Source organism: Nonomuraea sp. NPDC051191, from assembly GCF_044455665.1.
In the GTDB taxonomy this organism is placed as follows: Bacteria; Actinomycetota; Actinomycetes; order Streptosporangiales; family Streptosporangiaceae; genus Nonomuraea.
In genome coordinates, this window is record NZ_JBITEZ010000003.1 from 485,969 (window position 1) to 508,388 (window position 22,420).

18 protein-coding genes are annotated in these 22,420 nt (G+C 71.4%); 5 read left to right on the forward strand and 13 right to left on the reverse strand.

The genetic code is table 11. The features are described from left to right. Nucleotides 1–27: 27 nt before the first annotated feature. Entirely contained in the window at nucleotides 28–846 is an 819-nt protein-coding gene (locus ACIA8R_RS10770; RefSeq protein ID WP_357697564.1) for a 2-hydroxyacid dehydrogenase, read from the reverse strand. Nucleotides 847–971: 125 nt separating this feature from the next. Here ACIA8R_RS10770 and ACIA8R_RS10775 point away from each other — a divergent pair, with 125 nt between their 5' ends. Continuing rightward, nucleotides 972–2,066: a PQQ-dependent sugar dehydrogenase gene (locus tag ACIA8R_RS10775; protein WP_397037845.1), complete on the forward strand. Its 1,095-nt coding sequence runs from the start codon at nucleotides 972–974 to the stop codon at nucleotides 2,064–2,066. 7 nt (nucleotides 2,067–2,073) lie between these two features. Here the strand turns inward: ACIA8R_RS10775 and ACIA8R_RS10780 are convergent, their stop codons facing one another. From ACIA8R_RS10780 to ACIA8R_RS10790, 3 genes are all read right to left on the reverse strand, one after another. Beyond that, the gene (locus ACIA8R_RS10780; protein WP_397037847.1) at nucleotides 2,074–3,960 is read right to left on the reverse strand and encodes a VanW family protein; all 1,887 of its coding nucleotides are present in this window, start codon (nucleotides 3,958–3,960) and stop codon (nucleotides 2,074–2,076) included. A gap of 200 nt (nucleotides 3,961–4,160) precedes the next feature. Then, nucleotides 4,161–4,784: a response regulator gene (locus ACIA8R_RS10785; protein ID WP_397038027.1), complete on the reverse strand. Its 624-nt coding sequence runs from the start codon at nucleotides 4,782–4,784 to the stop codon at nucleotides 4,161–4,163. 35 nt (nucleotides 4,785–4,819) lie between these two features. Continuing rightward, nucleotides 4,820–6,385: a sensor histidine kinase gene (locus ACIA8R_RS10790; RefSeq protein WP_364085180.1), complete on the reverse strand. Its 1,566-nt coding sequence runs from the start codon at nucleotides 6,383–6,385 to the stop codon at nucleotides 4,820–4,822. 144 nt (nucleotides 6,386–6,529) lie between these two features. Here ACIA8R_RS10790 and ACIA8R_RS10795 point away from each other — a divergent pair, with 144 nt between their 5' ends. From ACIA8R_RS10795 to ACIA8R_RS10805, 3 genes are read left to right on the forward strand one after another with little or no spacing between them, the layout of a single operon-like run. After that, a complete protein-coding gene (locus tag ACIA8R_RS10795) occupies nucleotides 6,530–7,501 on the forward strand; it encodes a tripartite tricarboxylate transporter substrate binding protein (protein WP_397037849.1) in 972 nt (323 codons plus the stop codon). Beyond that, nucleotides 7,501–7,986 carry a tripartite tricarboxylate transporter TctB family protein gene (locus ACIA8R_RS10800; RefSeq protein ID WP_397037851.1) on the forward strand — a complete coding sequence of 162 codons (486 nt, stop codon included), beginning with the start codon at nucleotides 7,501–7,503 and terminating at the stop codon, nucleotides 7,984–7,986. Before ACIA8R_RS10795 ends, ACIA8R_RS10800 begins: the two co-directional genes overlap by 1 nt. A gap of 1 nt (nucleotide 7,987) precedes the next feature. Continuing rightward, nucleotides 7,988–9,511: a tripartite tricarboxylate transporter permease gene (locus ACIA8R_RS10805; protein WP_357697553.1), complete on the forward strand. Its 1,524-nt coding sequence runs from the start codon at nucleotides 7,988–7,990 to the stop codon at nucleotides 9,509–9,511. 190 nt (nucleotides 9,512–9,701) lie between these two features. Here the strand turns inward: ACIA8R_RS10805 and gatB are convergent, their stop codons facing one another. The 8 genes from gatB to ACIA8R_RS10845 form a co-directional block, all read right to left on the reverse strand. Then, nucleotides 9,702–11,189 (reverse strand): Asp-tRNA(Asn)/Glu-tRNA(Gln) amidotransferase subunit GatB, encoded by a 1,488-nt coding sequence (gene gatB / locus ACIA8R_RS10810; protein ID WP_364085651.1) that lies wholly within the window; start codon nucleotides 11,187–11,189, stop codon nucleotides 9,702–9,704. A gap of 2 nt (nucleotides 11,190–11,191) precedes the next feature. Continuing rightward, complete coding sequence (gene gatA / locus ACIA8R_RS10815) at nucleotides 11,192–12,682, reverse strand: Asp-tRNA(Asn)/Glu-tRNA(Gln) amidotransferase subunit GatA (RefSeq protein ID WP_357697551.1); 1,491 nt, start codon at nucleotides 12,680–12,682, stop codon at nucleotides 11,192–11,194. Beyond that, on the reverse strand, nucleotides 12,679–12,978 hold the full coding sequence (gatC, locus tag ACIA8R_RS10820; RefSeq protein ID WP_397037853.1) for an Asp-tRNA(Asn)/Glu-tRNA(Gln) amidotransferase subunit GatC: 300 nt from the start codon (nucleotides 12,976–12,978) through the stop codon (nucleotides 12,679–12,681). The genes gatA and gatC overlap by 4 nt, the downstream gene beginning before the upstream one ends. 97 nt (nucleotides 12,979–13,075) lie before the next feature. Beyond that, nucleotides 13,076–14,509, reverse strand: coding sequence for an ATP-binding protein (locus ACIA8R_RS10825; protein ID WP_397037855.1), 1,434 nt, complete (start codon nucleotides 14,507–14,509; stop codon nucleotides 13,076–13,078). 68 nt (nucleotides 14,510–14,577) lie between these two features. Further along, on the reverse strand, nucleotides 14,578–16,650 hold the full coding sequence (locus ACIA8R_RS10830) for an EAL domain-containing protein (protein WP_364085191.1): 2,073 nt from the start codon (nucleotides 16,648–16,650) through the stop codon (nucleotides 14,578–14,580). 365 nt (nucleotides 16,651–17,015) lie between these two features. After that, nucleotides 17,016–19,208, reverse strand: coding sequence for an NAD-dependent DNA ligase LigA (gene ligA, locus ACIA8R_RS10835; protein WP_364085193.1), 2,193 nt, complete (start codon nucleotides 19,206–19,208; stop codon nucleotides 17,016–17,018). 73 nt (nucleotides 19,209–19,281) lie between these two features. Then, the gene (locus ACIA8R_RS10840) at nucleotides 19,282–19,701 is read right to left on the reverse strand and encodes a hypothetical protein (protein WP_397037858.1); all 420 of its coding nucleotides are present in this window, start codon (nucleotides 19,699–19,701) and stop codon (nucleotides 19,282–19,284) included. Between the two features lie 14 nt (nucleotides 19,702–19,715). Next, nucleotides 19,716–20,708: a methionine synthase gene (locus tag ACIA8R_RS10845; RefSeq protein ID WP_397037860.1), complete on the reverse strand. Its 993-nt coding sequence runs from the start codon at nucleotides 20,706–20,708 to the stop codon at nucleotides 19,716–19,718. A 24-nt stretch (nucleotides 20,709–20,732) separates the two neighbouring features. Here ACIA8R_RS10845 and ACIA8R_RS10850 point away from each other — a divergent pair, with 24 nt between their 5' ends. Beyond that, nucleotides 20,733–21,365: an MBL fold metallo-hydrolase gene (locus ACIA8R_RS10850; RefSeq protein ID WP_364085202.1), complete on the forward strand. Its 633-nt coding sequence runs from the start codon at nucleotides 20,733–20,735 to the stop codon at nucleotides 21,363–21,365. Here the strand turns inward: ACIA8R_RS10850 and mnmA are convergent. After that, nucleotides 21,362–22,420, reverse strand: a complete 1,059-nt coding sequence (mnmA, locus tag ACIA8R_RS10855; RefSeq protein WP_397037862.1) for a tRNA 2-thiouridine(34) synthase MnmA — start codon at nucleotides 22,418–22,420, stop codon at nucleotides 21,362–21,364. The genes ACIA8R_RS10850 and mnmA overlap by 4 nt on opposite strands.

The window sequence follows — 22,420 nt, forward strand, 5'->3', positions numbered from 1 at the left end:
ACGGACCAGCCACGTTCCGGAATCCTCTCAATACGAGTCGGTAATGACGTTGATCAACTCTTCACCTGCGAGGAAACGGCCGAGCTGCTCGCGGATCAGCCGGAGCGTGCGTCGCACGGAGGCGGGGGTGCTGCCCGCGATGTGCGGTGTGATCAGCACGCCCGGCGCGTTCCAGAGGGGGTGGCCCTCGGGCAGCGGCTCGGGCGCGGTGACGTCGAGCGCGGCGCGTAGCCTACCGGTTTTGAGCTCGGCGATCAGGGCTTCGGTGTCGACCACGCCGCCCCTGGCGGCGTTGACCAGGACGGCGCCGTCCTTCATGCGGGCCAGGAAGGCGCCGTCGACCATGCCGGCGGTGTCGGCCGTGGCGGGCACGAGCAGGACCACGACGTCGGCCGCCGGCAGCAGCGCGGGCAGCTCCTCCATGGCGTGCACGCCCTCGCGCGCGCTCCTGGCCACCCGGACGACCTCGACCTCGAAGCCGCTCAGCCGCCGCTCGACCGCCGCGCCGATGGACCCGTGGCCGACGATGAGCACGGTGGAGTCGGCGAGCACGCCGGTGTGGTGGTAGGTCCACTCACCCCTGCGCTGGGCGTCGGTGAACCCGGGGAACTCCCTGAGCACCGCGATCATCGCGCCGACCGCCCACTCGGCGGTGCCGGCGTCGTGCACGCCGCGGGCGTTGCACAGCACCACGCCCTCGGGCAGGTGCGGCCGGTACGGCTCCACCCCCGCGGTGACGGTCTGCACCAGCCGCAGCGAGCGCATCCGCGCCAGCGTCTCCGCCACGCCGGGCACCACGACCAGCGGCGGGATCCAGACCTCGACGTCCTCGATGCCGTCCGGCATGGACGAACCATCGTAAACAGCGCACTCAACGCCCGGCAGGTCAGACAGGACGTCCGCCGCCGCTTCGGACGGAACCCAGATCTTCATGCCGAGAACCTTACGACCCGCGGGGAAGTATGGAACACATGAGGAAGCTCTGGACGATCGTGCTCCTGGCCGCGCTCACCGCCTGCTCCGGCGACGGCGAGACGCGCCCTGCGGCCTCCGTCCCCACCCCCGCGGCCACCTCCGTCCCGACCGCTCCCACCGCCTCCGTGCCGGCGGCCGTGGCGCCCGGCGCGCCCAAGGACGTGGCGGCCGGCCTGGCCGTGCCGTGGGCGATCGCCTTCCTGCCCGGCGGCGACGCCCTGGTCACCGAGCGCGACACGGCCAGGCTGCTGCGCGTCACCCCTGCGGGCAAGGTCACCGAGGTCGGCCGGATCACCGGCGCGCGGCCCGGGGGCGAGGGCGGCCTGCTGGGCGTGGCGGTCAAGGACCGGCAGGTCTTCCTGTACTACACGGCCGAGCAGGACAACCGGATCGTCCGCTACCGGCTCGGCGACGACGGTCTCCGCGACGAGCAGATCATCGTCCAGGGCATCCCGAAGGGCGGCATCCACAACGGCGGCCGGCTCGCCTTCGGCCCCGACGGCTACCTGTACGCCACCACCGGCGAGACCGGCGACCGCGAGCTGGCCCAGCGGCGCGACTCGCTCGGCGGCAAGATCCTGCGCATGACCGCGGACGGCGCCCCCGCCCCCGGCAACCCGTTCGGCACGCTCGTCTACAGCTACGGCCACCGCAACGTCCAGGGCCTGGCCTGGGACACCGCGGGCCGCCTGTACGCCTCGGAGTTCGGCGCGAACACCTACGACGAGATCAACCTGGTCCGGCCGGGCGCCAACTACGGCTGGCCGGAGGTCGAGGGCAAGGGGAACGACGCCCGCTTCGTCAACCCCATCCTCACCTGGTCCACCGGCGAGGCGTCGCCGTCCGGGATGGCGTACGCGGACGGCGCGCTGTGGGTGGGCACGCTGCGCGGCCAGCGGCTGTGGCAGGTGCCGCTGGGCCGGGACGGCTCGCCGGGCACGCCCGTGGCCCGCCTGACCGGCCGCTACGGCAGGCTGCGCGCGGTCACCGCGGCCCCCGGCGGCGCCCTGTGGGTGAGCACCAGCAACAAGGACGGCCGCGGCTCACCGCGTCCGGGGGACGACCGGATCATCTCGGTCCCCCTGTCCTAGCCAGGTCCTAGCCGGGCGCGCCGCAGGTGAGCGCGGTCTGCGGCCGGTACTTGGTGACCAGCTTCTTGTCCTTCTTGACGACCTCGCCGTCCTTGTAGAACACGCGGGTGACGTCGATCGTGAACCCCTGCTGGCCCGTGGTGGCCACGCAGCCCGCCTCGCCGCTGGTCGCCCGTCCGAACGGCTTGAAGTCGCGCCGCTCGGACTCGACCGCCTCGATCTTGTCGTACCGCTTGGTGCTCCACAGGGAGACGGTGACCGTCGTGGGGGTGGTCGTGGTCTTGATCAGCACGCCGTACTCGGAGTCGTTGCGCCACTTGAGGTCGCGGTCGGGGTAGAGCAGCGCCACGTCGCGCCCGGCGGGGTAGGAGGGCGCGTAGTAGTCCATGGGCTCGCGCTCGACCAGGTCGAAGCCGCCGAGGAAGGCCGCGTTGTACATGGTGGTGGCGAACTGGGAGACGCCGCCGCCGACGATGTCCACCATCCGGCCGCCGACGATCTGGCCGGCCTGGACGTAGCCGTCCTCGACCGTGCGCTCGCCGGTCGCCTCGTTGAGCGAGAACGTCTCTCCCGGCTTGACCAGCCTGCCGTCGAGCTCCTGGGCCATGCGCCGGATGTTGGTGACGCGCGGCGGGCAGCAGTCGAACGTCGTGCTGAACGTGCCGACGTTCTCCTTGATGCCGAGGCCGCGGATCTGGCCGGTGGTGACCTCCGGGGTGACCACGCCCAGCTTGACCTCCACGGTCCGCGGACCGTCCGAGCCGAACAGCTTCTCGATGTCCCGGGCCAGCAGCTTGGCGTTCACGCCCCTGCCCTTGCGCGCGGGCACCAGCACCGGCTTGTCGCCGACGATCTGGTACGTGGCGTCGCGCGGCTGCTGCGTGGCGTCCACGAGGCTGTTCTCCACCGGCGCGAGCGCGGCCTCGGCGTCGAACTCGGGGACGAGCGCGCCGTCGTCGCCGGGCGCGTAGGACAGGTGGGCGGCGATCATCGCCGGGGTGAGCTGGGCCTGCTTGCCGGCGAGGGTCAGCGTGACGGGCGCGGAGACGGCCTTCCTGGCCTCGGCCAGGGCCGACTCGACGGACTCCGCCGAGGTGGCGGGCTTGGCCGGGCGCATGGTGAGCACCACCGCGCCGCCGCCGCGCAGGAACGCCTCGCCGATCCGGCGCACGGCGTCGTCCCGGTCGAGCAGCACGCCGTCCTCGGGCATGCGGGCCTTCGGCACCAGCCCGGAGAAGACCACCTTGCCCTCGCGGGTCTGCTTGTCCACGCCTTCGGCCAGGCCCTCGACGGTCCTGGTGAGCTGCGAGGTGTCGATGGTCAGCTTGGGCGGGACGTCGGTCGTGCCGGTCAGGCCGCGCCAGACCTCGACCGGGCCGGGGAAGCCGCTGGGGGCCTGCCCGATGGTGCCGACCACGTCGAGTTCGAGCCCGGCCTCGTCGGGCTGGATGGTGTCCTTCTTGGCGCCGGCCTGCACGGTGACCGGCCGGCTGAGCCTGGCGCCCAGCTCGGTGCGCAGCTTGTCGGCCGCCTGGGTGACGGTCAGACCGCCGATGTCCACGCCGCCGACGCGGGTGCCGCGCAGCACGGCCCCCGACATCATCACGGCCGGCACCACGTACGCCAGCGCGGCCAGGACGAGCACCAGCACGAGCAGGCCGGGCAGCAGGCGGCGCCGGCGGGCGGGCTCGGGCTCGAAGGAGGACGGCCGGTCGCCGCCGCTCCCCCCGAACACGGGGGCGGACGCGGCGGAGTCCTTGTCCTTCATCGGCCACGGCTGCGCGGGCGGCGCCTTGGGTGGCAGCGCGCCGCCGGTCTGACCGCCGGGCGCGCTCGGTCCTGGGGCCGGCCGGGGCTCCTGCTGGTCCTGCGGGCCGAAGATGTCACGGGACACGCCCGGAGGTAATCCTTCGATCCGCGGCTTCTTGGAGACACCCGACGTGGGCAGAGGCACCGAGGCGAACGGGTCGGTCGGTGATTCGATCGGTCCGGCGTTTCGCACGCCTCAATCTCCTCCCGGTCCGCAGCCAAGTCTCAGGCAACAGTAAGGCACGAGTATCCGACTATGTCACGAGAAACGAATACGGAAGTGTGTCAACCTAGCCACCGGTAGCGATGTTCCGGCCGTCCCGCGGTGCCGTACCTGGGATGCAGCTCGGCCCGGCCCGAGGCGCACAGATGCTCCAGGTACCGCCGCGCGCTCACCCTCGACAGGCCCGTGAGCTCGGCCGTCTCGGCCGCCGACAGGTCCCCTCCGGCCTCGCGCAGCGCCCCTTCCACCAGCGCGCAGGTGGCCGGCGACAGGCCCTTGGGCACCGGGACGGCCTGCCGGGGCGCGCCGAAGAGCCGGTCCACGTCGTCCTGGCGGGCCTGGGGGCCGATGGCGGTGAGCCGTCTGCGGGTGTCGGCGTACTGGCGGAGGCGTTCGGTGAGCGCGGCGGCGGTGAACGGCTTGATCAGGTAGTTGACCGCGCCGCCGCGCATGGCTTCCCTGACCGTGGCCACGTCGCGGGCCGCGCTGATCATCAGGACGTCCACGTCGGTGATTGACTTGAGCACCTCCAGGCCGGACATGTCGGGCAGGTAGATGTCGAGCAGGACCAGGTCGGGCCGGAGCTCGGCCACGGCGGCCAGCGCGTCGGCCCCGCCGTGCGCCACCGCGACGACCTCGAAGCCGGGGACGCGCGAGACGTACCCGCTGTGGATGCGGGCGACCATGAAGTCGTCGTCCACCACCAGGACCCGTACGTCGTTCACGCGCGGGCCTCGGCGGGCAGCAGGGCGGTGAAGACGGCGCCTCCCGCGTTGCGCACCCGGACCCAGCCGCCCCTGCGCAGGCACGCCTGCCGGGTCAGGGCCAGGCCCAGGCCGCGCGGCCCCGAGTGGGCGGCCTTCGTCGTGAAGCCCTCCCTGAAGACCTCCTCCACCAGCTCGGGGGTGATGCCGGGGCCGGAGTCGCCGACCCGGACGTGCAGGCCCTCGGCGTCGGCCACGACCGACACCTCGATCGTCCCGCCCGCGCCGTCGAGGGCGTCGATCGCGTTGGCGACCAGGTTCCCGACCACCAGGACGGCGTCCTGCGGGTCTCCGAGCGCGCCCTCGGGCACGGCGGAGTCCTCCGACAGCACCAGCCGGGCCCCGCGTTCGGCCGCCTCCGCCGACTTGGCCAGCAGCAGCGCGGCCAGCGTGGGGTCCTGGACGCGTTCGCGCAGGCCGGTGGCGTACGCGCCGGCCGTGGTGCGGGTGATGAAGCCGATCGCGGCCTCGTGCTCACCGAGCTCCAGCAGGCCGACGACCGTGTGCATGCGGTTGGCGAACTCGTGGGCCTGGGCGCGCAGGGCCTCGGTCGCGCTGCTGCTGTCGTCCAGCTCGCGGGCCAGGCGGACCAGCTCGGTGCGGTCGCGCAGGGTGACGACCCAGCCGCGATGGCGGCCGCGTACGGCGACCGGGGTCCTGTTGAGTACCAGCACGCGGTCGCCGTGCAGCACCACGCGGTCCTCGCCCGGGTCGGCGCCGGTCAGCACGTCGCGCATGCGCTCGGAGACCGGCATGCTCGTCACGTCGGCCCCCAGGTCGCCGAGCAGGTCGCGGGCCGCGTCGTTGACCAGCGTGACGCGTCCGGCCAGGTCGAGGGCGAGCACGCCCTCCTTCACGCCGTGCAGCACGCCCTCGCGCTGCTCCAGCAGTTCGGCGATCTCACGCGGCTCCAGCCCGAACGTCTGCCTGCGCACCCGGGCGGTGATCAGCGCGGCCAGCGCCAGACCGGCCAGCAGCACGGCCAGCGCCGTCCAGATCAGCGGCGGCAGCGCGCCGCCGAGCTGGCCGGTGACCGTGGTCTGGAGCACGCCGACCGAGACCAGGCCGATGACGTTGCCGTATTCGTCGCGGATGGGGGTCTTGCCCCTGACCGTGGTGCCGATCGTGCCGGTCTCGGTGCCCACCCAGCTCCGGCCCGTACGCAGGACCGCGGTGCCGTCGGTGGACAGCCGTTTGCCGATCAGGGCGGCGTTGGGATGGGCGTAGCGCTTCTGCTCGGCGTTGGCGATGGCCACGTAGTCGGCTCCGGTCTCGTGCTGGACGCTGAGCGCCAGCGGTTGCAGCACCGACTCCGGGTTCTCCAGCCTGAAGGCGTCGCGCACCTGCGGAAGGGCGGCCACCGACTGCGCGATGGCCAGGGCGCGCTGCTGGTGCAGCGCGTCGAGCTGCTCCCGCGTGTGCCCGGCCCACACACCGGCCGTGCCGCCGACGGCGAGCAGCACGATCACCATCTGGAGCACGAACAACTGGGTGCCGAGGGGGGCATCGGTAACCCTGCGCACGCCCACATGGAAACAAAGCCAGGTCACGGCCAGGTCGCGACCAATACGACCACTATGACGGCAATCGCCCAAAGCCTCGACCGGACGGGGAACGGGCATCACCATCGCAGCCCTACGACTGTGAGAATCCCCCTTGGAGTGATCATGCGCTTGCGCGTATTCGCCGCCGCCCTGGCGGCACTCTCCGTCACCACCCTGTCCGGCTGCGGCGGGACCGGCGCCTCCGGCGGCGAAGCGTCCCTGCGGATCATGGCCCCGGCGGCGGCCGGCGGCGGCTGGGACCAGACCGCCCGCACGGCCGAGCAGGCGCTCAAGACGGCCGACCCCAAGCGCAAGGTCGAGGTCTACAACGTGCCGGGCGCGGGCGGCACGATCGGCCTGGCCCAGCTCGCCGGCGAGAAGGGCAACGGCAATCTGCTGATGACCATGGGCCTGGTCATGGTGGGCGCCATCGAGCAGAACAAGTCGAAGGTCACCCTGGCCGAGACCACGCCCATCGCCAAGCTGACCGAGGAGTACGAGATCGTCGTGGTCCCGGCGGACTCCCCGTTCAAGACGCTGGCCGACATGGTGGCCGCGTGGAAGGCCGACCCGGCGAAGGTCTCCGTGGCGGGCGGCTCGGCGGGCGGCACCGACCACATCGTGGCCGGGCTGATGGCCAAGGCCGCCGGCGTGGACCCCAAGCAGGTCAACTACATCGCGCACTCCGGCGGCGGCGAGGCGCTCAACGCGCTGCTGGGCAGCAAGGTCAGCGCGGGCATCTCGGGCGTCGGCGAGTTCGCCGAGCACGTGAAGTCCGGCAAGCTGCGGGCGCTGGCCGTCAGCAGCGGCTCGCGCGTGGCCGGCCTGGACGCGCCGACCCTGAAGGAGGGCGGCCTGGACGTCGAGCTGGCCAACTGGCGCGGCTTCGTCGCCCCCGGCGGCCTGGACGACGCCGCCAAGAAGTCCCTCACCGACCTGGTCACCAAGATGCACGACTCCCAGCCGTGGAAGGACGCCGTCGCAAAGAACGGCTGGATCGACTCCTTCCAGACCGGGCAGCAGTTCACCGACTACCTGAAGTCCGAGGAGAGCAAGGTCAAGGGCATCATCGCCGAAATGGGGCTCGTGTCCTGATGGCTCGCTGGTGGCGGCCCGAACTCGGGCTGGCGGTCGTGGTGCTCGCGCTGGGCGTGTTCGTGGTGGTCGGCACGCTCGACGTCTCGGCCGCGGCCTCCCGGCTCGGCCTCGGGCCGCGCTTCTTCCCCATGCTGGTCGGCGGGGCCATGGTGCTGATCGGCGTGTTCTATGTGATCGACGTCCTGCGCGGCGGCGCCGGCGACCCCGAGGAGAGCGAGGACGTGGACGCGGGCGCCCCCACCGACTGGCGCAGCGTCGGCCTGGTCAGCGGCGTCTTCCTGGCCTTCGCCGCGCTCCTGGACGTGCTCGGCTGGGTCATCGGCGCCAGTCTGCTGTTCTTCGGCCTGTCGGTCGTGCTCGGGGCCGAGCACAGGCTGCGGGCCGCCGTGGTGGCCGTGGTGCTCGGCGTGACGACGTACCTGCTGTTCGTCAAGGGGCTCGGCGTCTCGCTGCCGGCCGGGCCGCTCGGCGGGGTGATGTGAGATGGGCTCGATCGACCTCCTGATGGACGGCTTCGCCGCCGCGCTCACCCCCGTCAACCTCCTGTACGCCCTGATCGGCGTCACCCTCGGCACCCTGGTCGGCGTGCTGCCCGGCATCGGGCCCGCGATGACCGTGGCGCTGCTGCTGCCGATCACCTTCACCGTGCCGCCGGCCAGCGCGTTCATCATGTTCGCCGGCATCTACTACGGCGGCATGTACGGCGGCTCGACCACCTCCATCCTGCTCAACACGCCCGGCGAGTCGTCCTCCATGATCACCGCCCTGGAGGGCAACAAGATGGCCAGGCGCGGGCGGGCCGCGCAGGCTCTCGCCACGGCGGCCGTCGGGTCGTTCGTGGCGGGCACGATCGCCACCGCACTGCTGGTGGTGGCCGCGCCCGCCGTGGTGAGCTTCGCGATCTCGTTCGGCCCCGAGGACTACTTCGCGCTGGCGATCCTGGCCTTCACCGCCGTGTCGTCGGTGTTGTCCCGCTCGATCGTGCGCGGGCTGGCCTCCTTGGGGCTGGGCCTGGTGATCGGGCTGATCGGCATCGACCAGCAGACCGGTCAGGCGCGGCTCACGCTGGGCGTCCCGCAGCTGCTCGACGGCATCGACGTGGTGATCGTCGCGGTGGGCCTGTTCGCGGTCGGCGAGGCCCTGTACGTGGCCTCCCGGCTGCGGCACGCCACCCCCGAGGTGGTGCCCGTGGGCCGGGCGTGGATGGGCCGTGCCGACTGGCGGCGTTCGTGGCTGCCGTGGCTGCGCGGGACCGCGCTCGGGTTCCCGTTCGGCGCGCTGCCCGGCGGGGGCGCGGAGATCCCCACCTTCCTGTCGTACGCGGCCGAGAAGCGCCTGGCCAAGGGCGTGGCCAAGGAGGAGTACGGCAAGGGCGCGATCGAGGGCGTGGCGGGCCCGGAGGCGGCCAACAACGCCTCGGCGGCCGGGACCCTGGTCCCGCTGCTCACGCTGGGCCTGCCCACGTCGGCCACGGCCGCCATCCTGCTGGCCGCCTTCCAGCAGTACGGCCTGCAACCCGGCCCGCAGCTCTTCGACCACAACCCGGCCCTGGTGTGGGCGATGATCGCCTCGCTGTTCGTCGGCAACACGATGCTGCTCGTGCTGAACCTGCCGCTGGCTCCCCTGTGGGCGCGCGTCCTGCGCATCCCCCGGCCGTACTTGTACGCCGGGATCGTGCTGTTCGCCGCGCTCGGCGTCTACGCCCTGAACGGCACGGTCGTGGACCTGTTCGTCCTGTACGTCCTCGGCCTGCTCGGGTTCTCCATGCGCCGCTTCGGCCTGCCCGTCGCGCCCGCGGTGATCGGCATGATCCTCGGGCCGATGGCCGAGATCCAGCTCCGCCGCGCGCTCGCCATCGGCGCGGGCGACGTGAGCGTGCTGGTACGCAGCCCGATCGCCGCCGTGCTCCTGGCCCTGGCCCTGCTCGCGCTGCTGACGCCGCTGTTGCGGCGGCTGATGGCACGCCGGGGCGTCGATGCGGTCACACCCGTGTCACGCGAGGACTGACCGGCCCGCCCACCGGGAACGTCGCCCGGTGGTTCTTGGAGCCCGCCTCCCCGAGGCGGGTGGTCATGGGCGCGACCCCTCGGTGGCCCTGTCGATATGTCCGGATCGACGGGACCACCTGGGGCCCCGCCGATGTGCCGGACCTCCTCCCATCGGCGGAACCACCAGGGGTTCCGCCGATGTGCCGGACCTACTCCGAGACGCCCAGCTTCTCCAGGATGAGCTCCCGGGCGCGGGCCGCGTCGGCCTTGCCGCGACTGGCCTTCATCACGCCACCGACCAGCGCACCGGCGGCGGCGATCTTCCCGGAGCGCACCTTCTCGGCCGCGTCCGCGTTGGCGGCCAGCACCTGGTCGATGATCGCCGACAGCTCGCCCTCGTCGTTGACGATCTTCAGGCCGCGCGCCTCGACCACCTCGTCGGGCGTGCCCTCACCGGCCAGCACGCCTTCGAGCACCTCCCGGGCGAGCTTGTCGTTGAGCGCGCCCGAGGCCACCAGCTCGGTGACCCTGGCGATCTGGGCCGGCGTGATGGGCAGCTCGGCCAGCGCGACGCCGCTCTCGTTGGCGCGTCGCGCCAGCTCGCCCATCCACCACTTGCGCGCGTCGGCCGCCGGGGCGCCGGCCGCGACCGTGGCCTCGACCAGGTCGAACGCGTCGGCGTTGTGCATGGCCTGCATGTCGAGGTCGGACACGCCCCACTCGGCCTGCAGCCGCTTGCGCCGGACCGACGGCAGCTCGGGCAGCGCCGCCTTCAGCTCGGCCACCCACACCGGGTCGGGCTCGATCGGCACCAGGTCGGGCTCCGGGAAGTACCGGTAGTCCTGGGCCTCCTCCTTGGACCGGCCGGACGTGGTGGTGCCGGTGTCCTCGTGGAAGTGCCGCGTCTCCTGGAAGATCTTGCCGCCCTCGGCGAGGATCCCCGCCTGGCGCTCGATCTCGCTGCGCACCGCCCGCTCGACGCTGCGCAGCGAGTTGACGTTCTTGGTCTCGGTGCGGGTGCCCCACTCCGAGGCCCCGCGCGGCATGAGCGAGACGTTGACGTCGCAGCGCAGCGAGCCCTCCTCCATGCGCACGTCGGACACGCCGAGCGAGCGCATGATCTCGCGCAGCTCGGTGACGTACGCCTTGGCCACCTCCGGCGCGAGCCGGTCGGTGCCCGGGATGGGCTTGGTGACGATCTCCACCAGCGGGATGCCGGCGCGGTTGTAGTCGACGATCGAGTAGTCGGCCCCGTGGATGCGGCCGGTCGCGCCGCCCATGTGGGTGGACTTGCCGGTGTCCTCCTCCAGGTGCACCCGCTCGATCTCGATGCGCACGGTCTCGCCGCCGACCTCGACGTCGACGTAGCCGTCGAAGCAGAGCGGCTCGTCGTACTGGGAGATCTGGTAGTTCTTCGGCATGTCCGGATAGAAGTAGTTCTTCCGGGCGAAGCGGCACCACTCGGCGATCGAGCAGTTCAGCGCCAGGCCGATGCGGATCGTCGACTCGATGGCCATGGCGTTGGCCACGGGCAGCGAGCCGGGCAGCGCCAGACAGGTCGGGCAGACCTGCGTGTTGGCCGGGGCGCCGAAGGCGGTCTTGCAGCCGCAGAACATCTTCGACTTCGTGCCGAGCTCGACGTGCGTCTCCAGCCCGAGCACCGGCTCGAACCTGTCGAGCGCTTCGTCATAGACCATGGTCATAGCGACGGGGCCTCCTTCAGCAGCGGGCCGCCCCAGCGGCTCTCCAGGGCCTTCTCGACGGCGGCGCCGACGCGATAGCAACGGTCGTCGGCCAGAACCGGGGCCATGATCTGCAGGCCGACCGGCAGGTTGTCCTCGTCGGCCAGGCCGCACGGCACCGAGATGGCCGCGTTGCCCGCGAGGTTGGACGGGATGGTGCACAGGTCGGCGAGGTACATCGCCATCGGGTCGTCGGTGCGCTCGCCCAGCCGGAACGCCGTGGTCGGCGTCGTCGGCGAGACCAGCACGTCGACCTGCTCGTAGGCCGCCTGGAACTCGCGCGAGATGACCGTGCGCACCTTCTGCGCCTGGCCGTAGTAGGCGTCGTAGTAGCCGCTGGACAGCGCGTACGTGCCCAGCATGATGCGCCGCTTGACCTCGGGGCCGAACCCGGCGGCCCTGGTCAGCGCCATGACCTCCTCGGCACTGCGGGTGCCGTCGTCGCCGACGCGCAGGCCGTAGCGCATGGCGTCGAAGCGGGCCAGGTTGGACGAGCACTCCGACGGCGCGATCAGGTAGTACGCCGGCAGCGCGGTCGTGAACGACGGGCAGGACACCTCGACGACCGTGGCGCCCAGCGACTCGAGCAGCTTGACGGCCTCGTGGTAGCGGGCCAGCACGCCCGGCTGGTAGCCCTCGCCGGCGAACTCCTTGACCACGCCGATGCGCATGCCGGACACGTCGGGGTTCCTGGCCGCCTCGACGACGCTCGGGACCGGCGCGTCGACCGACGTGGAGTCCATCGGGTCGTGCCCGGAGAACGCCTCCTGAAGCAGCGCCGCGTCGAGCACGTTCCGCGCGAACGGCCCCGGCGTGTCGAGCGAGCTCGCGAACGCGATCAGCCCGTAACGGGACGAACCACCGTAGGTCGGCTTCATGCCCACGATGCCCGTGACGGCGGCCGGCTGCCGGATCGAGCCACCGGTGTCGGTGCCCGTGGACAGCGGCGCCTCGTACGCGGCGACGGCCGCGCTGGACCCGCCGGACGAGCCGCCCGGGATCCTGTCCAGGTCCCAAGGGTTGCGGGTCGGGTGGTAGGCGGAGTTCTCCGTGGAGGAGCCCATGGCGAACTCGTCGAGGTTCGTCTTGCCGAGGATGACCAGCCCGGCCTCGCGCAGGCGCGCGGTCACGGTCGCGTCGTACGGCGGCCGCCACCCTTCGAGGATCTTGGACCCGGCCGTGGTCGGCATGTCGCGGGTGGCGAAGATGTCCTTGTGCGCGACGGGCACCCCGGCCAGCGGCCCGAGCTTCTCTCCCGCGCGCAGCCGGGCGTCGACCGCCCGCGCCTGCTCAAGGGTGGTCTCCCGGTCGACGTGCAGGAACGCCTGGACCTTGGGCTCCACCTCGGCCATGCGGTCGAGGTGCGCCTCGGCCACCTCGGCGGCCGACACGTCACCCGCGGCGATCATCGCGCCCAGCTCGGCGGCGGTCTTGCGGATCAGACTCATGCCTCCTCCCCGAGGATGCGCGGCACACGGAAGCGGTCGTCCTCGACGGCGGGAGCGCCGGAAAGGGCCTGCTTGGGCGTCAGGGACTGTCGCACCTCGTCGGCACGGAAGACATTGGTCAGCGGAAGCGCGTGCGACGAAGGCGGCACGTCCTCGGCAGCGACCTCGGCCACCTTCGCGACCGACTCGATGATGGCATCGAGCTGGGTGGCGTAGTGGTCGAGCTCGTCGTCGGTGAGCGCCAGCCTGGACAACCGGGCCAGGTGGGCGACCTCGTCGCGGGTTATGGCGGACATGAGTCGTTGAACCCGTTTCGTGGATGGAGTTTGGGACACTGCCATCCTAGGGGGCTTGACGCCGCAGGCCCGAACCCTTAACCCGCCGGAAACACACTCACCCGTAGAGCTCCTTCAGGCCGATCGCCAGCACGTCGCTCTCCTGGGCCAGTGCGGGGTCGAAGCCGGCTCCGCTGTAGCAGACCAGCTTGGCGTCCCGCACGTCGAATCCCTTGGCGTCGAGCAGGTCTCGTGCCCTCCTGAGCCGGGCGACGTGCCGGGGCCCCATGACCTTGCCCCATTTCACCTCGCCCAGCGACAACACCCGCTTGCGCTCGCCGCGCATCGCGGGTGCGAAGACCGCGACGTCGATCTGGATCTGCTCGTGCCGTACGGGATCGACGACGACCCCGGCCCCGATCTCGCCCGGCGACTTCCCCAGGACCTCGAGTTCCAGCAGGTGGAACTGACGGCACATCTCCTCGAAGTGCGGGCCGAGCACCTGGTCGCTGAAACTGGCCTTGGCGTTCTCCCAGGCGTTGGTGGCCAGGCCGCTCTCCAGCAACCCCCACTGCGGCCGCATGACGACCTCGTAGAAATGGATGAGCGGCTCGCACACGCGGTACACCGATCGTGAGGGACGGAAGACGTCCGGCTCTCTCCGCAGCAGGCTGCTGTCCTCCAGCACGTTGAGGTGATGACCGATGTCGGCCGCCTTGCGCCCCACATAGTTCGCGATTCCGCCTCGTGTGCTGTTCCCCGTGGCCACCGCCGCCAGGACGGACTTGTACATGGAGTCCCGCGTCTCCGTCTCCTCTTCGAGGACGTAGCGAGCTTCCCTGAAGAGCGGGGTTGTGGACCGCAGCGCCGTTCGCCGCACCCAGTCGTCGAAGTCACCGAGGCCTTTCGGCCTGTCGTTGTTGACCAAGGGCAGGTAGGCGGGCGTTCCTCCGGTCACCGCATGCAGCTGGACGGCCAGCCGCGGGTCGGTGATCCCCCAGTACCGGGCGGCGAGACGGTAGTCGAACGGCCGGACCGAGAGCTCCATGGAAGCCCGGCCGCGCAACGGCGCGTTGCCCGCCAGGAGCCGGCCCATCACGGACATCGCCGAGCCGCACAACAGCAGCGACACGGGCAGTTCGTCGAAGACGGCGCGATCGATCTCCCGCTGGATGATCGAGGGCAGCGCCGGCGATGCCCTGCTGAGGTAGGGGAACTCGTCGATCACCATGAGCTCGCGTCGCTCGGCGCTGATGGCGAAGAGGTGCCTGATCGCATCGTCCCAGGTCGCGAAATGGATCGGCGGCGCCCCGAGGTGGCGGCTCAGCGCGTCCGCGAACAGGTTCAGCGACTCCCTCTCCGTGGCCTCCGACGCCCCGAAATAGAAGCCGCCCGTTTCGCGGGCCATGGAGGCGACCAGGAGGGTTTTGCCCTGGCGGCGCCTTCCGCTGACGACGCCCATCTGCGGACGAGAGGTGCGACGCTCGACGAAATCGGACAGCGCCCGCCACTCGAAGTCTCGCGCGAAGATCCGCTTCGGCTTCGGGATCACTGGGCCTCCAGGACATCGAAATCAACTTCGACGAAGTATACTTCGACGAAGTACAGTCCTGTAATCGTTCAAGCCGTCTGGGTGACCTCTGACTGGTAGCCGTACTCGATGCCGGGCGCCGGGGTGAAGCGGTCGACGAGCCAGGCGGTGGCCTCGGCGGCCGGCATGGGCTGGCAGAACAGCCAGCCCTGGCCCAGGTCGCAGCCCATCTCGGCCAGGCGCACGGCGACCGCGTCGCACTCCACGCCCTCGGCCACCGAGCGCAGGCCGAGCGAGCGCACCAGGTCGACGATCGAGCGGACGATGCGGTGGTCGTCCTCGGAGTCGGCGATGCGGCGGACGAACGAGGCGTCGATCTTGACCTCGGAGACCGCCAGGCGCTGGAGCCTGATCAGCGAGGAGTAGCCGGTGCCGAAGTCGTCGAGGGACAGGGGCACGCCGAGCGCGGCCAGCGCCTTGATGGTCTCCTGGGTGTAGGCCTGGTCGCCGGTCAGGATGCGTTCGGTGACCTCCAGCTGAATGGCGGCGGGCGGCAGGCCGTAGCGGGTCAGGCCCACCTCCAGCTGCTCGGGCAGCGCCGCGTCGAGCAGGTCGCGAGCGGAGATGTTGACCGAGATCTGCACCTGCAGGCCGGTGTGCCACCAGCGGGCGGCCTGCTCCAGCGCGGATTCGACGACGTACTCGGTGAGCTGGCGCATCAGGTACGTCTGCTCGGCCAGCGGGACGAAGTCCGACGGCGGGATCGGCCCGTGCACCGGATGGCGCCAGCGCAGCAGGGCCTCCACCCCGGTCACCGCGCCGCCGGTCAGGCCGACCTTGGGCTGGTAGTGCAGTTGCAGCTCGCGGTTGTCGATGGCGCGGCGCAGGTCGCCCAGCAGGTTGAGCCGTTCGGGCGAGTTGCGGTCTTTGTCGGGCTGGTAGAGCTCGACCCCGGTACGCCCCTCCTTGGCCAGGTACATGGCCACGTCGGCGCGTTGCAGCAGCAGCTCGAAGTCGGGGGCGTGGTCGGGATAGAGCGCGATGCCGACCGAGCCGTCGAGGTCGAAGCTCATGCCCTCCAGGCGTACGGGCTCGGTCAGGGCGGCCCGCAGCCTGGCGGCCACCTCCCTGGCGGCGTTGGCGTCCCTGATCGAGGGCAGCAGCACGGCGAACTCGTCGCCGCCAAGCCTGGCCACCACGTCGCCCGGACGTACGGAATGGGTGAGCCGGTGGGCCACCATCTGGAGCAGGCGGTCGCCCACCGGATGGCCCATCGTGTCGTTGACCTCCTTGAACCGGTCGAGGTCGAGGAGGAACAGGCCGACCCGCTCGTCCTGGCGGGACTCGGCCAGCGCCTCCTCCGTGCTGACGATGAGCATCTTGCGGTTGGGCAGGCCGGTCAGCTCGTCGTGCATGGCCTGGTGGTCGCGGCGCATGGAGAGCGTGGCGGTGAAGTAGACGGCGGCGAGGGGGGCGACGAAGAGCGGCACGAGAGCGGGCGAATGGTCCATCACCACGACGACCAGCGGCGCCAGGCCCAGCAACGCCGTGTAGACGAGCCCCTGCGGCCCGGCGGTGACCCGCAGCACGCGGACGATCGAGCGCCGCTCGTGCAGCGCGACCGCCCCGGACACGAGCGCGGCCCTGGTGACGAAGTAGGCCACCCCGGCCAGCACGATCGCCGGCAGGTCGGCCCCCCTGGGCACCCACGGCACGGCCGGGCCCGGCACGACGCCGAACAGCCCGAGCACCACGGCGGCGGCGGTGAGCGCGAGGGTGGACTGGGCGACGTTGAACATGACCCGGTGCCACGCCTTGCGCGTCACGACGCCGTTCATGGCGATGGCGACGGCCTGCATGAGCACGGCGGTGGACAGCCCGAAGTGCAGCAGCACCGCGAAGGTGAACATGGTCGACGGGTACGTGCCGCCGACCGCGGTCGCCGAGGACACCATGACGGGCCGCAGCTCGCCCAGCACCACCAGAACCGCCAGCACCCAGAACAGCGGTGTACGGGCGAGCTCCGCCAGCGCGACCGGATCGAGCCGGAGCAGCGCCACGACCAGCGCGGTGAAGCCGATCACGGTGATGCCCGCGAGGAACGCCCAGAGCGGCGTGCCGACGCGTGGTCCGGTGTCACGGGTGTCGGTTGGGTCAGTCATCGGTAACAGAACCCCCATTAGGTCACTATGGGAGGGTACGACCTTCACCCCACTTCGCGAAACCAAGCGCGTACGTTCCGTCACTTCTCGTTTCCGACATATACCCAAAAACCACTATGGGTAGCGCGGCCATCGACAGTCCGTACACAATCCTGATCCCCGGCCGGCCGGGGCCGCATCCGCGAGGTCACCGAACACGAGCCCCGGCGCAAGGGCGAACCGGCCCGATCTCAGTGCCTTCTCGGCCCTTCCAGGCTTCCCCGGCCCTGCTCCACATCCCCGCTTCCCCTACATCTCCCCGACTCTTCCGCGCATCCCCGACTCCTTCCGCAGGTCCCCGACTCCTCTACGGCTCCCCGGTTCCCTTACGTCTCCTCGGTGACCGCCACCCGGGCGGCGGCCTCCGGGCCCTCCGTCAGCAGCACCTCGAACCCCTGCTCGTCGAGGATCGGCACCTTCAGACTGACCGCCTTGTCATACTTCGACCCGGCGTTCTCCCCCGCCACCAGGAACGACGTCTTCTTCGACACCGATCCGGCCACCTTCCCGCCCCGGCCGGTCAGCGCCTCGGAGGCGGTGTCACGCGTGTACGCCTCCAGCGTCCCCGTGACCACGAACGTCAGCCCCTCCAGAATCTGGGGCTCCGTCTTCTCCGGAGCGGGACCGTCGTCCATCCGCACCCCGGCGGCCCGCCACTTCTCGACGATCTCCCGGTGCCAGTCGACCTCGAACCACTCCCGGATCGTCGCCGCCACACGCGACCCGATGCCCTTGACCGAGGCCAGCTCCTCCTCCGAGGCGTTCATGATGGCGTCGATCGACCTCATGGAGTCGGCCAGGTCGCGGGCCGTCGGCGGCCCGACGTGCCGGATCGACAGCGCGACCAGCACCTGGGCGAGCGGCGCCGCCTTGGCCCGGGCCAGCTCGTCGACCAGCGTGCGGGCGGCCTGGCTGGGCCCGCCGTCGAGGTTGGAGAACAGGGAGACGACCTTCTGCTCACCGGTCTCGGGGTCGAGCTTGGGCAGCCCGGTGTCCTGGTCGCGGACGACCGACCGGATGGGCATGAGCTGCTCGATCGTCAGGTCGAACAGGTCGGCCTCGGTACGCAGGACGGGCTCCTGCGGCGGCACCGGCTGGGTGAGCGCGGTCGCCGCGACGTAGCCCAGCCCGTCGATGTCGAGCGCGCGCCGCCCGGCCGCGAAGTAGAGGCGCTCGCGGATCTGCGCGGGGCAGCCGCGGGCGTTGGGGCAGCGCAGGTCGGCGTCGCCCTCCTTCTCGTAGGCCAGCTCGGTGCCGCACTCGGGGCAGTGGGTCGGCATGACGAACTCCCGCTCGGACCCGTCGCGCAACGCCGTGACCGCGCCGACGATCTCGGGGATGACGTCGCCCGCCTTGCGCAGCACCACGGTGTCGCCGACGAGCACGCCCTTCTTGATCACCGTGGCCGCGTTGTGCAGCGTGGCCCGCTCGACCGTCGAGCCCGCGACCACGATGGGCTCCATCACCGCGTACGGCGTGACCCGGCCGGTGCGCCCGACGCCCACCTGGATGTCGAGCAGCTTGGTGTTGACCTCCTCCGGCGGGTATTTGTAGGCGATCGCCCAGCGCGGCGCCCGCGAGGTGGACCCCAGCTCCCGCTGGGTACGGAAGTCGTCGACCTTGACCACGACCCCGTCGATCTCGTACGCCGGATCGTGCCGGTGCGCCCGGTAGTGCTCGATGAACTCGTCGACCTCGGTGAGGCCGGGCACCACCTTGAACAGGTCGCTGACCGGCAGCCCGAACTCCCGCAGCCGCTCGTAGACCTCCGACTGGGCGCGCGGCACGGCCGAGCCCTCCCAGACGCCGATGCCGTGGACGAGCATGCGCAGCGGGCGCTGCGCGGTGACCCGCGCGTCCTTCTGCCGCAACGTGCCCGCCGCCGAGTTGCGCGGGTTGGCGAACGGCTGCCGGCCCTGCTCCACGAGCTGCTCGTTGAGCTGCTTGAACCCCTCGACCGGGATGTAGACCTCGCCGCGCACCTCGACCAGGCTCGGCACGCCCTCGCCCTTGAGCCGGTGGGGCACCCCCTTGATCGTGCGGACGTTGGCCGTGACGTCGTCGCCGACGCGGCCGTCGCCCCGGGTCGCGCCGCGCTCCAGCTTGCCGTCGCGGTAGACGAGCGCGATGGCCAGCCCGTCGATCTTCAGCTCGCACAGGTAGGGGCCCGGGTCGCGCTCGGCCAGCCGCTCGACGCGGGCCGTCCAGGCGGCCATGTCGGCCTGGTCGAAGGCGTTGTCGAGGCTCTCCATGCGGTTGAGGTGACTGACCTTGGCGAAGTCGCCCGTGACCGGCGCGCCCACCTTCTGGGTGGGCGAGTCGGGCGTCTGCAGCGCCGGATGGGCCTCCTCCAGCGTCAGCAGCTCGCGGAACCACTCGTCGAACTGCGCGTCGCTGACCGTGGGCTGGTCGAGCACGTAGTAGCGCCAGCGCGCGTCCTCGACCAGCTCGCTCAGCTCCGCATGCCGCTTGAGCGCGGCCACGGGCACGCCCCCGACCTCGGTGTCACGCTCGCTCACGCTGGGTCTCCTTCCACGTCCGACACGCTGAGCAAACGCTACCGCCGGGCCCCGACAGGAACGACTCGCCGGCTCATCCGCCCTGGGCCCAGACGCCTTCCCAGACCGAGCAGTTACCGGTGATCTTCCTTGCCGTGCCCCGGCAGACCCGGCCCTCGATGGAGAGCATGTAGCCGGTCTTGACCGAGAACTCCAGCGGCCGGGTGCCCGAGCAGTTGCGGTACGTCTTGTGCCCCTTGCCGCCGTCGTCCTCGACCCAGCGGAACTGCAGCCACGAGCACCCCGTACGGCCCGGGAAGTCGTACAGCCTGCCGCTGACCACGAACCCGGGCCGGTCGAGCAGGACCTTGCCCTTGGCCTTCCCGGCCCGGTCGGCGGAGTAGATCGACCCCCAGCTCCAGACCTCGGGGTTGGCCGAGGCGCCGGCGGGGACGGCGATCGAGGCGGACGCGATCAGCATGATGGCACCGACGGCCAGAGCGCGAACAGTCATGGCCCGGACGGTACTCAGCCGCCTTGCATCCCGCTTGCCGGATCGTCCTTGAGCACCCGGGCGGCCTTCGCGCACGCCGCCAGGGCCGCCCGCGCGTAGCGGGGAGAGGCTCCGGCGAGGCCGCAGGCGGGCGTCAGCGTGACCTTGGCGGCCAGCCCGTCGGGGGCGAACCCGAGCCGGCGCCACAGCTCCACCGCGGGCCTGGCGACCACCCCGGTGTCCGGCAGCGCGACGTCCCGGCCCGGCACGACGCCCAGGAACAGCCCCATCCCGGCCTCGAAGAGCTCGCCGAGCTCGTCGTCGTCCCGGCGGCGCAGCAGCGACGCGTCGACCGACACGGCCCGCGCCCCGGCCCGCCTCAGCAGCGCGTAGGGCACCCCGGGCGCGCAGCAGTGGACCACCGGATCGGGGAACAGCCGCAGCGACTCCTCCACCCGCCACTCCTCGACCGCCGCGAGCCGCCCGAACCCCGACGCGGTCGGGACCGTGCCCGCCAGCACGCCCGGCAGCCCCGGCTCGTCGAGCTGCAACACGATCTCGGTGACGCCGGGCAGCCGCCGCCGCACCTCGGCGCAGTGGTCGGCGACCCCCTGGGCCAGCGACGCGACCAGATCGCGCACGGCCCCCGCGTCGGAGAGCATCTTGTCGCCGAACTTCAGCTCAAGGGCTCCCGCCAGCGTCCACGGCCCGCACACCTGGAGTTTGAGCGGCCCGGAGTAGTCGTGCGCGACCTCCTCCAGCCCGTCGAGGTCGCGGCGCAGGTGGTCGACGGCCCGCCGGTGGTCGCGGCCCGGCCGGTCGGCCAGCCGCCACCCGGACGGCTGCACCTCGGCCGGCAGGTCGACCAGCAGCCCGGCCGTCCTGCCGATCATGTCGGCGCCGACCCCGCGGGCCGGCAGCTCTGGCAGGTACGGCAGGCCGGGCACCTCGCCGAACACGACACGGATCGCCTCAAAATGATCCTCACCCGGATGCGACCCGACCCCGGTGGCTTCCCACGTAGACATGACCACAAGCGTAGGCTCTGCCGAATGGAGCTCACCAAACTCACGCACGCCTGTGTACGCCTTGAGAAGAACGGCAAGGTCCTGGTGATCGACCCGGGCACCTTCTCCCAGGAGCCGGTGCTCGACGGGGTCGACGCGGTGCTCATCACGCACCAGCACTTCGACCACTTCGACATCGAGAAGCTGAAGGCCGCTCCCGCCGGGGTCGAGGTCTGGACGTGCGAGGGCGTCGCGGCCCAGCTGACCGACGTGCCGGTCAAGGTCCAGGTGGTCCGGCACGGCGATGCCTTCGACGCGGCGGGTTTCCAGGTGAAGGCGTTCGGCGAGTGGCACACCAAGAACCACCCCGATGCGCCTGTCGTCCAGAATGTCGGTTTCATGCTGGACGACGAGGTGTTCTACCCGGGCGACGCGCTCACGTTGCCCGGCGTCGACGTGCCCACCCTGCTGGCGCCGACCAACGCCCCCTGGATGAAGCTCAGCGAGATGGTCGAATACCTGCGGACGCTGCGCCCGGCCCGCGCGTTCTCCACGCATGACGGCCTGCTCAACGACATCGGCCTGTCGCTGGTGGACACCTACCTGGAGCTGGAGTCGGACAAGCAGGGCGCCGACATGCGCCGGCTCAAGGTCGGCGAGTCGGTGACGCTGCCCTAGGCGGCCGAGACGATGGTGGCCGAGCCGATGACCGTGTCGCCCGAGTAGAGCACGGCCGCCTGGCCCGCCGCGACGCCGGTGGCCGGGCGGTCGAGGTCGATGCGCAGGCCGCCCTCGGCCTCCTCGAAGCGGCAGCCGTAGACCTCGCCGTGGGCCCTGAGCTGCACGGTCAGGTCGTCGGAGCGGGACGGGCCGTTCCAGACCGGGCGGGCGCAGGTGATCGAGGTGACCTCCAGCGCGGCGCGCGGGCCGACCGTGACCGTGTTGGAGACCGGCTCGATCGACAACACGTAACGCGGCCTGCCGTCGGCGGCCGGACGGTCGATGTGCAGGCCCTTGCGCTGGCCCACCGTGAACCCGTGGGCGCCCTGGTGGGTGCCCACCACCGCGCCCTCCTGGTCGACGATCGGGCCCTCCTCGGCGCCGAGCCGGCCGGCCAGGAAGCCACGCGTGTCGCCGTCGGCGATGAAGCAGATGTCGTGGCTGTCGGGCTTGTCGGCGACGGTCAGGCCGCGCCGCGCGGCCTCCTCGCGCACCTCGGCCTTGGTGGAGCCGCCGAGCGGGAAGATCGCGCGGCTGAGCTGCTCACGGGTGAGCACCCCCAGCACGTACGACTGGTCCTTGCCCTGGTCGACGCTCCTGGACAGCACGCCGTCGGACAGCTTGGCGTGGTGGCCGGTCGCGACGGCGTCGAAGCCGAGGGCGAGCGCCCGGTCGAGCACCGCCTCGAACTTGATCTTCTCGTTGCACCGCAGGCACGGGTTGGGGGTGCGGCCCGCGGCGTATTCGGCCACGAAGTCCTCCACCACGTCGCGCTGGAACCTCTCGGCCATGTCCCAGATGTAGAACGGGATGCCGATCACGTCGGCGGCCCGCCGCGCGTCGCGGGAGTCCTCGACCGTGCAGCAGCCTCGCGCGCCCGTACGGTGGGATTGGGGGTTGGCCGACAAGGCCAGATGCACACCAGTGACGTCGTGACCGGCCTCGGCGATCCGGGCGGCGGCCACGGCGGAATCGACGCCGCCCGACATGGCGGCAAGCACACGCAGTCCCAT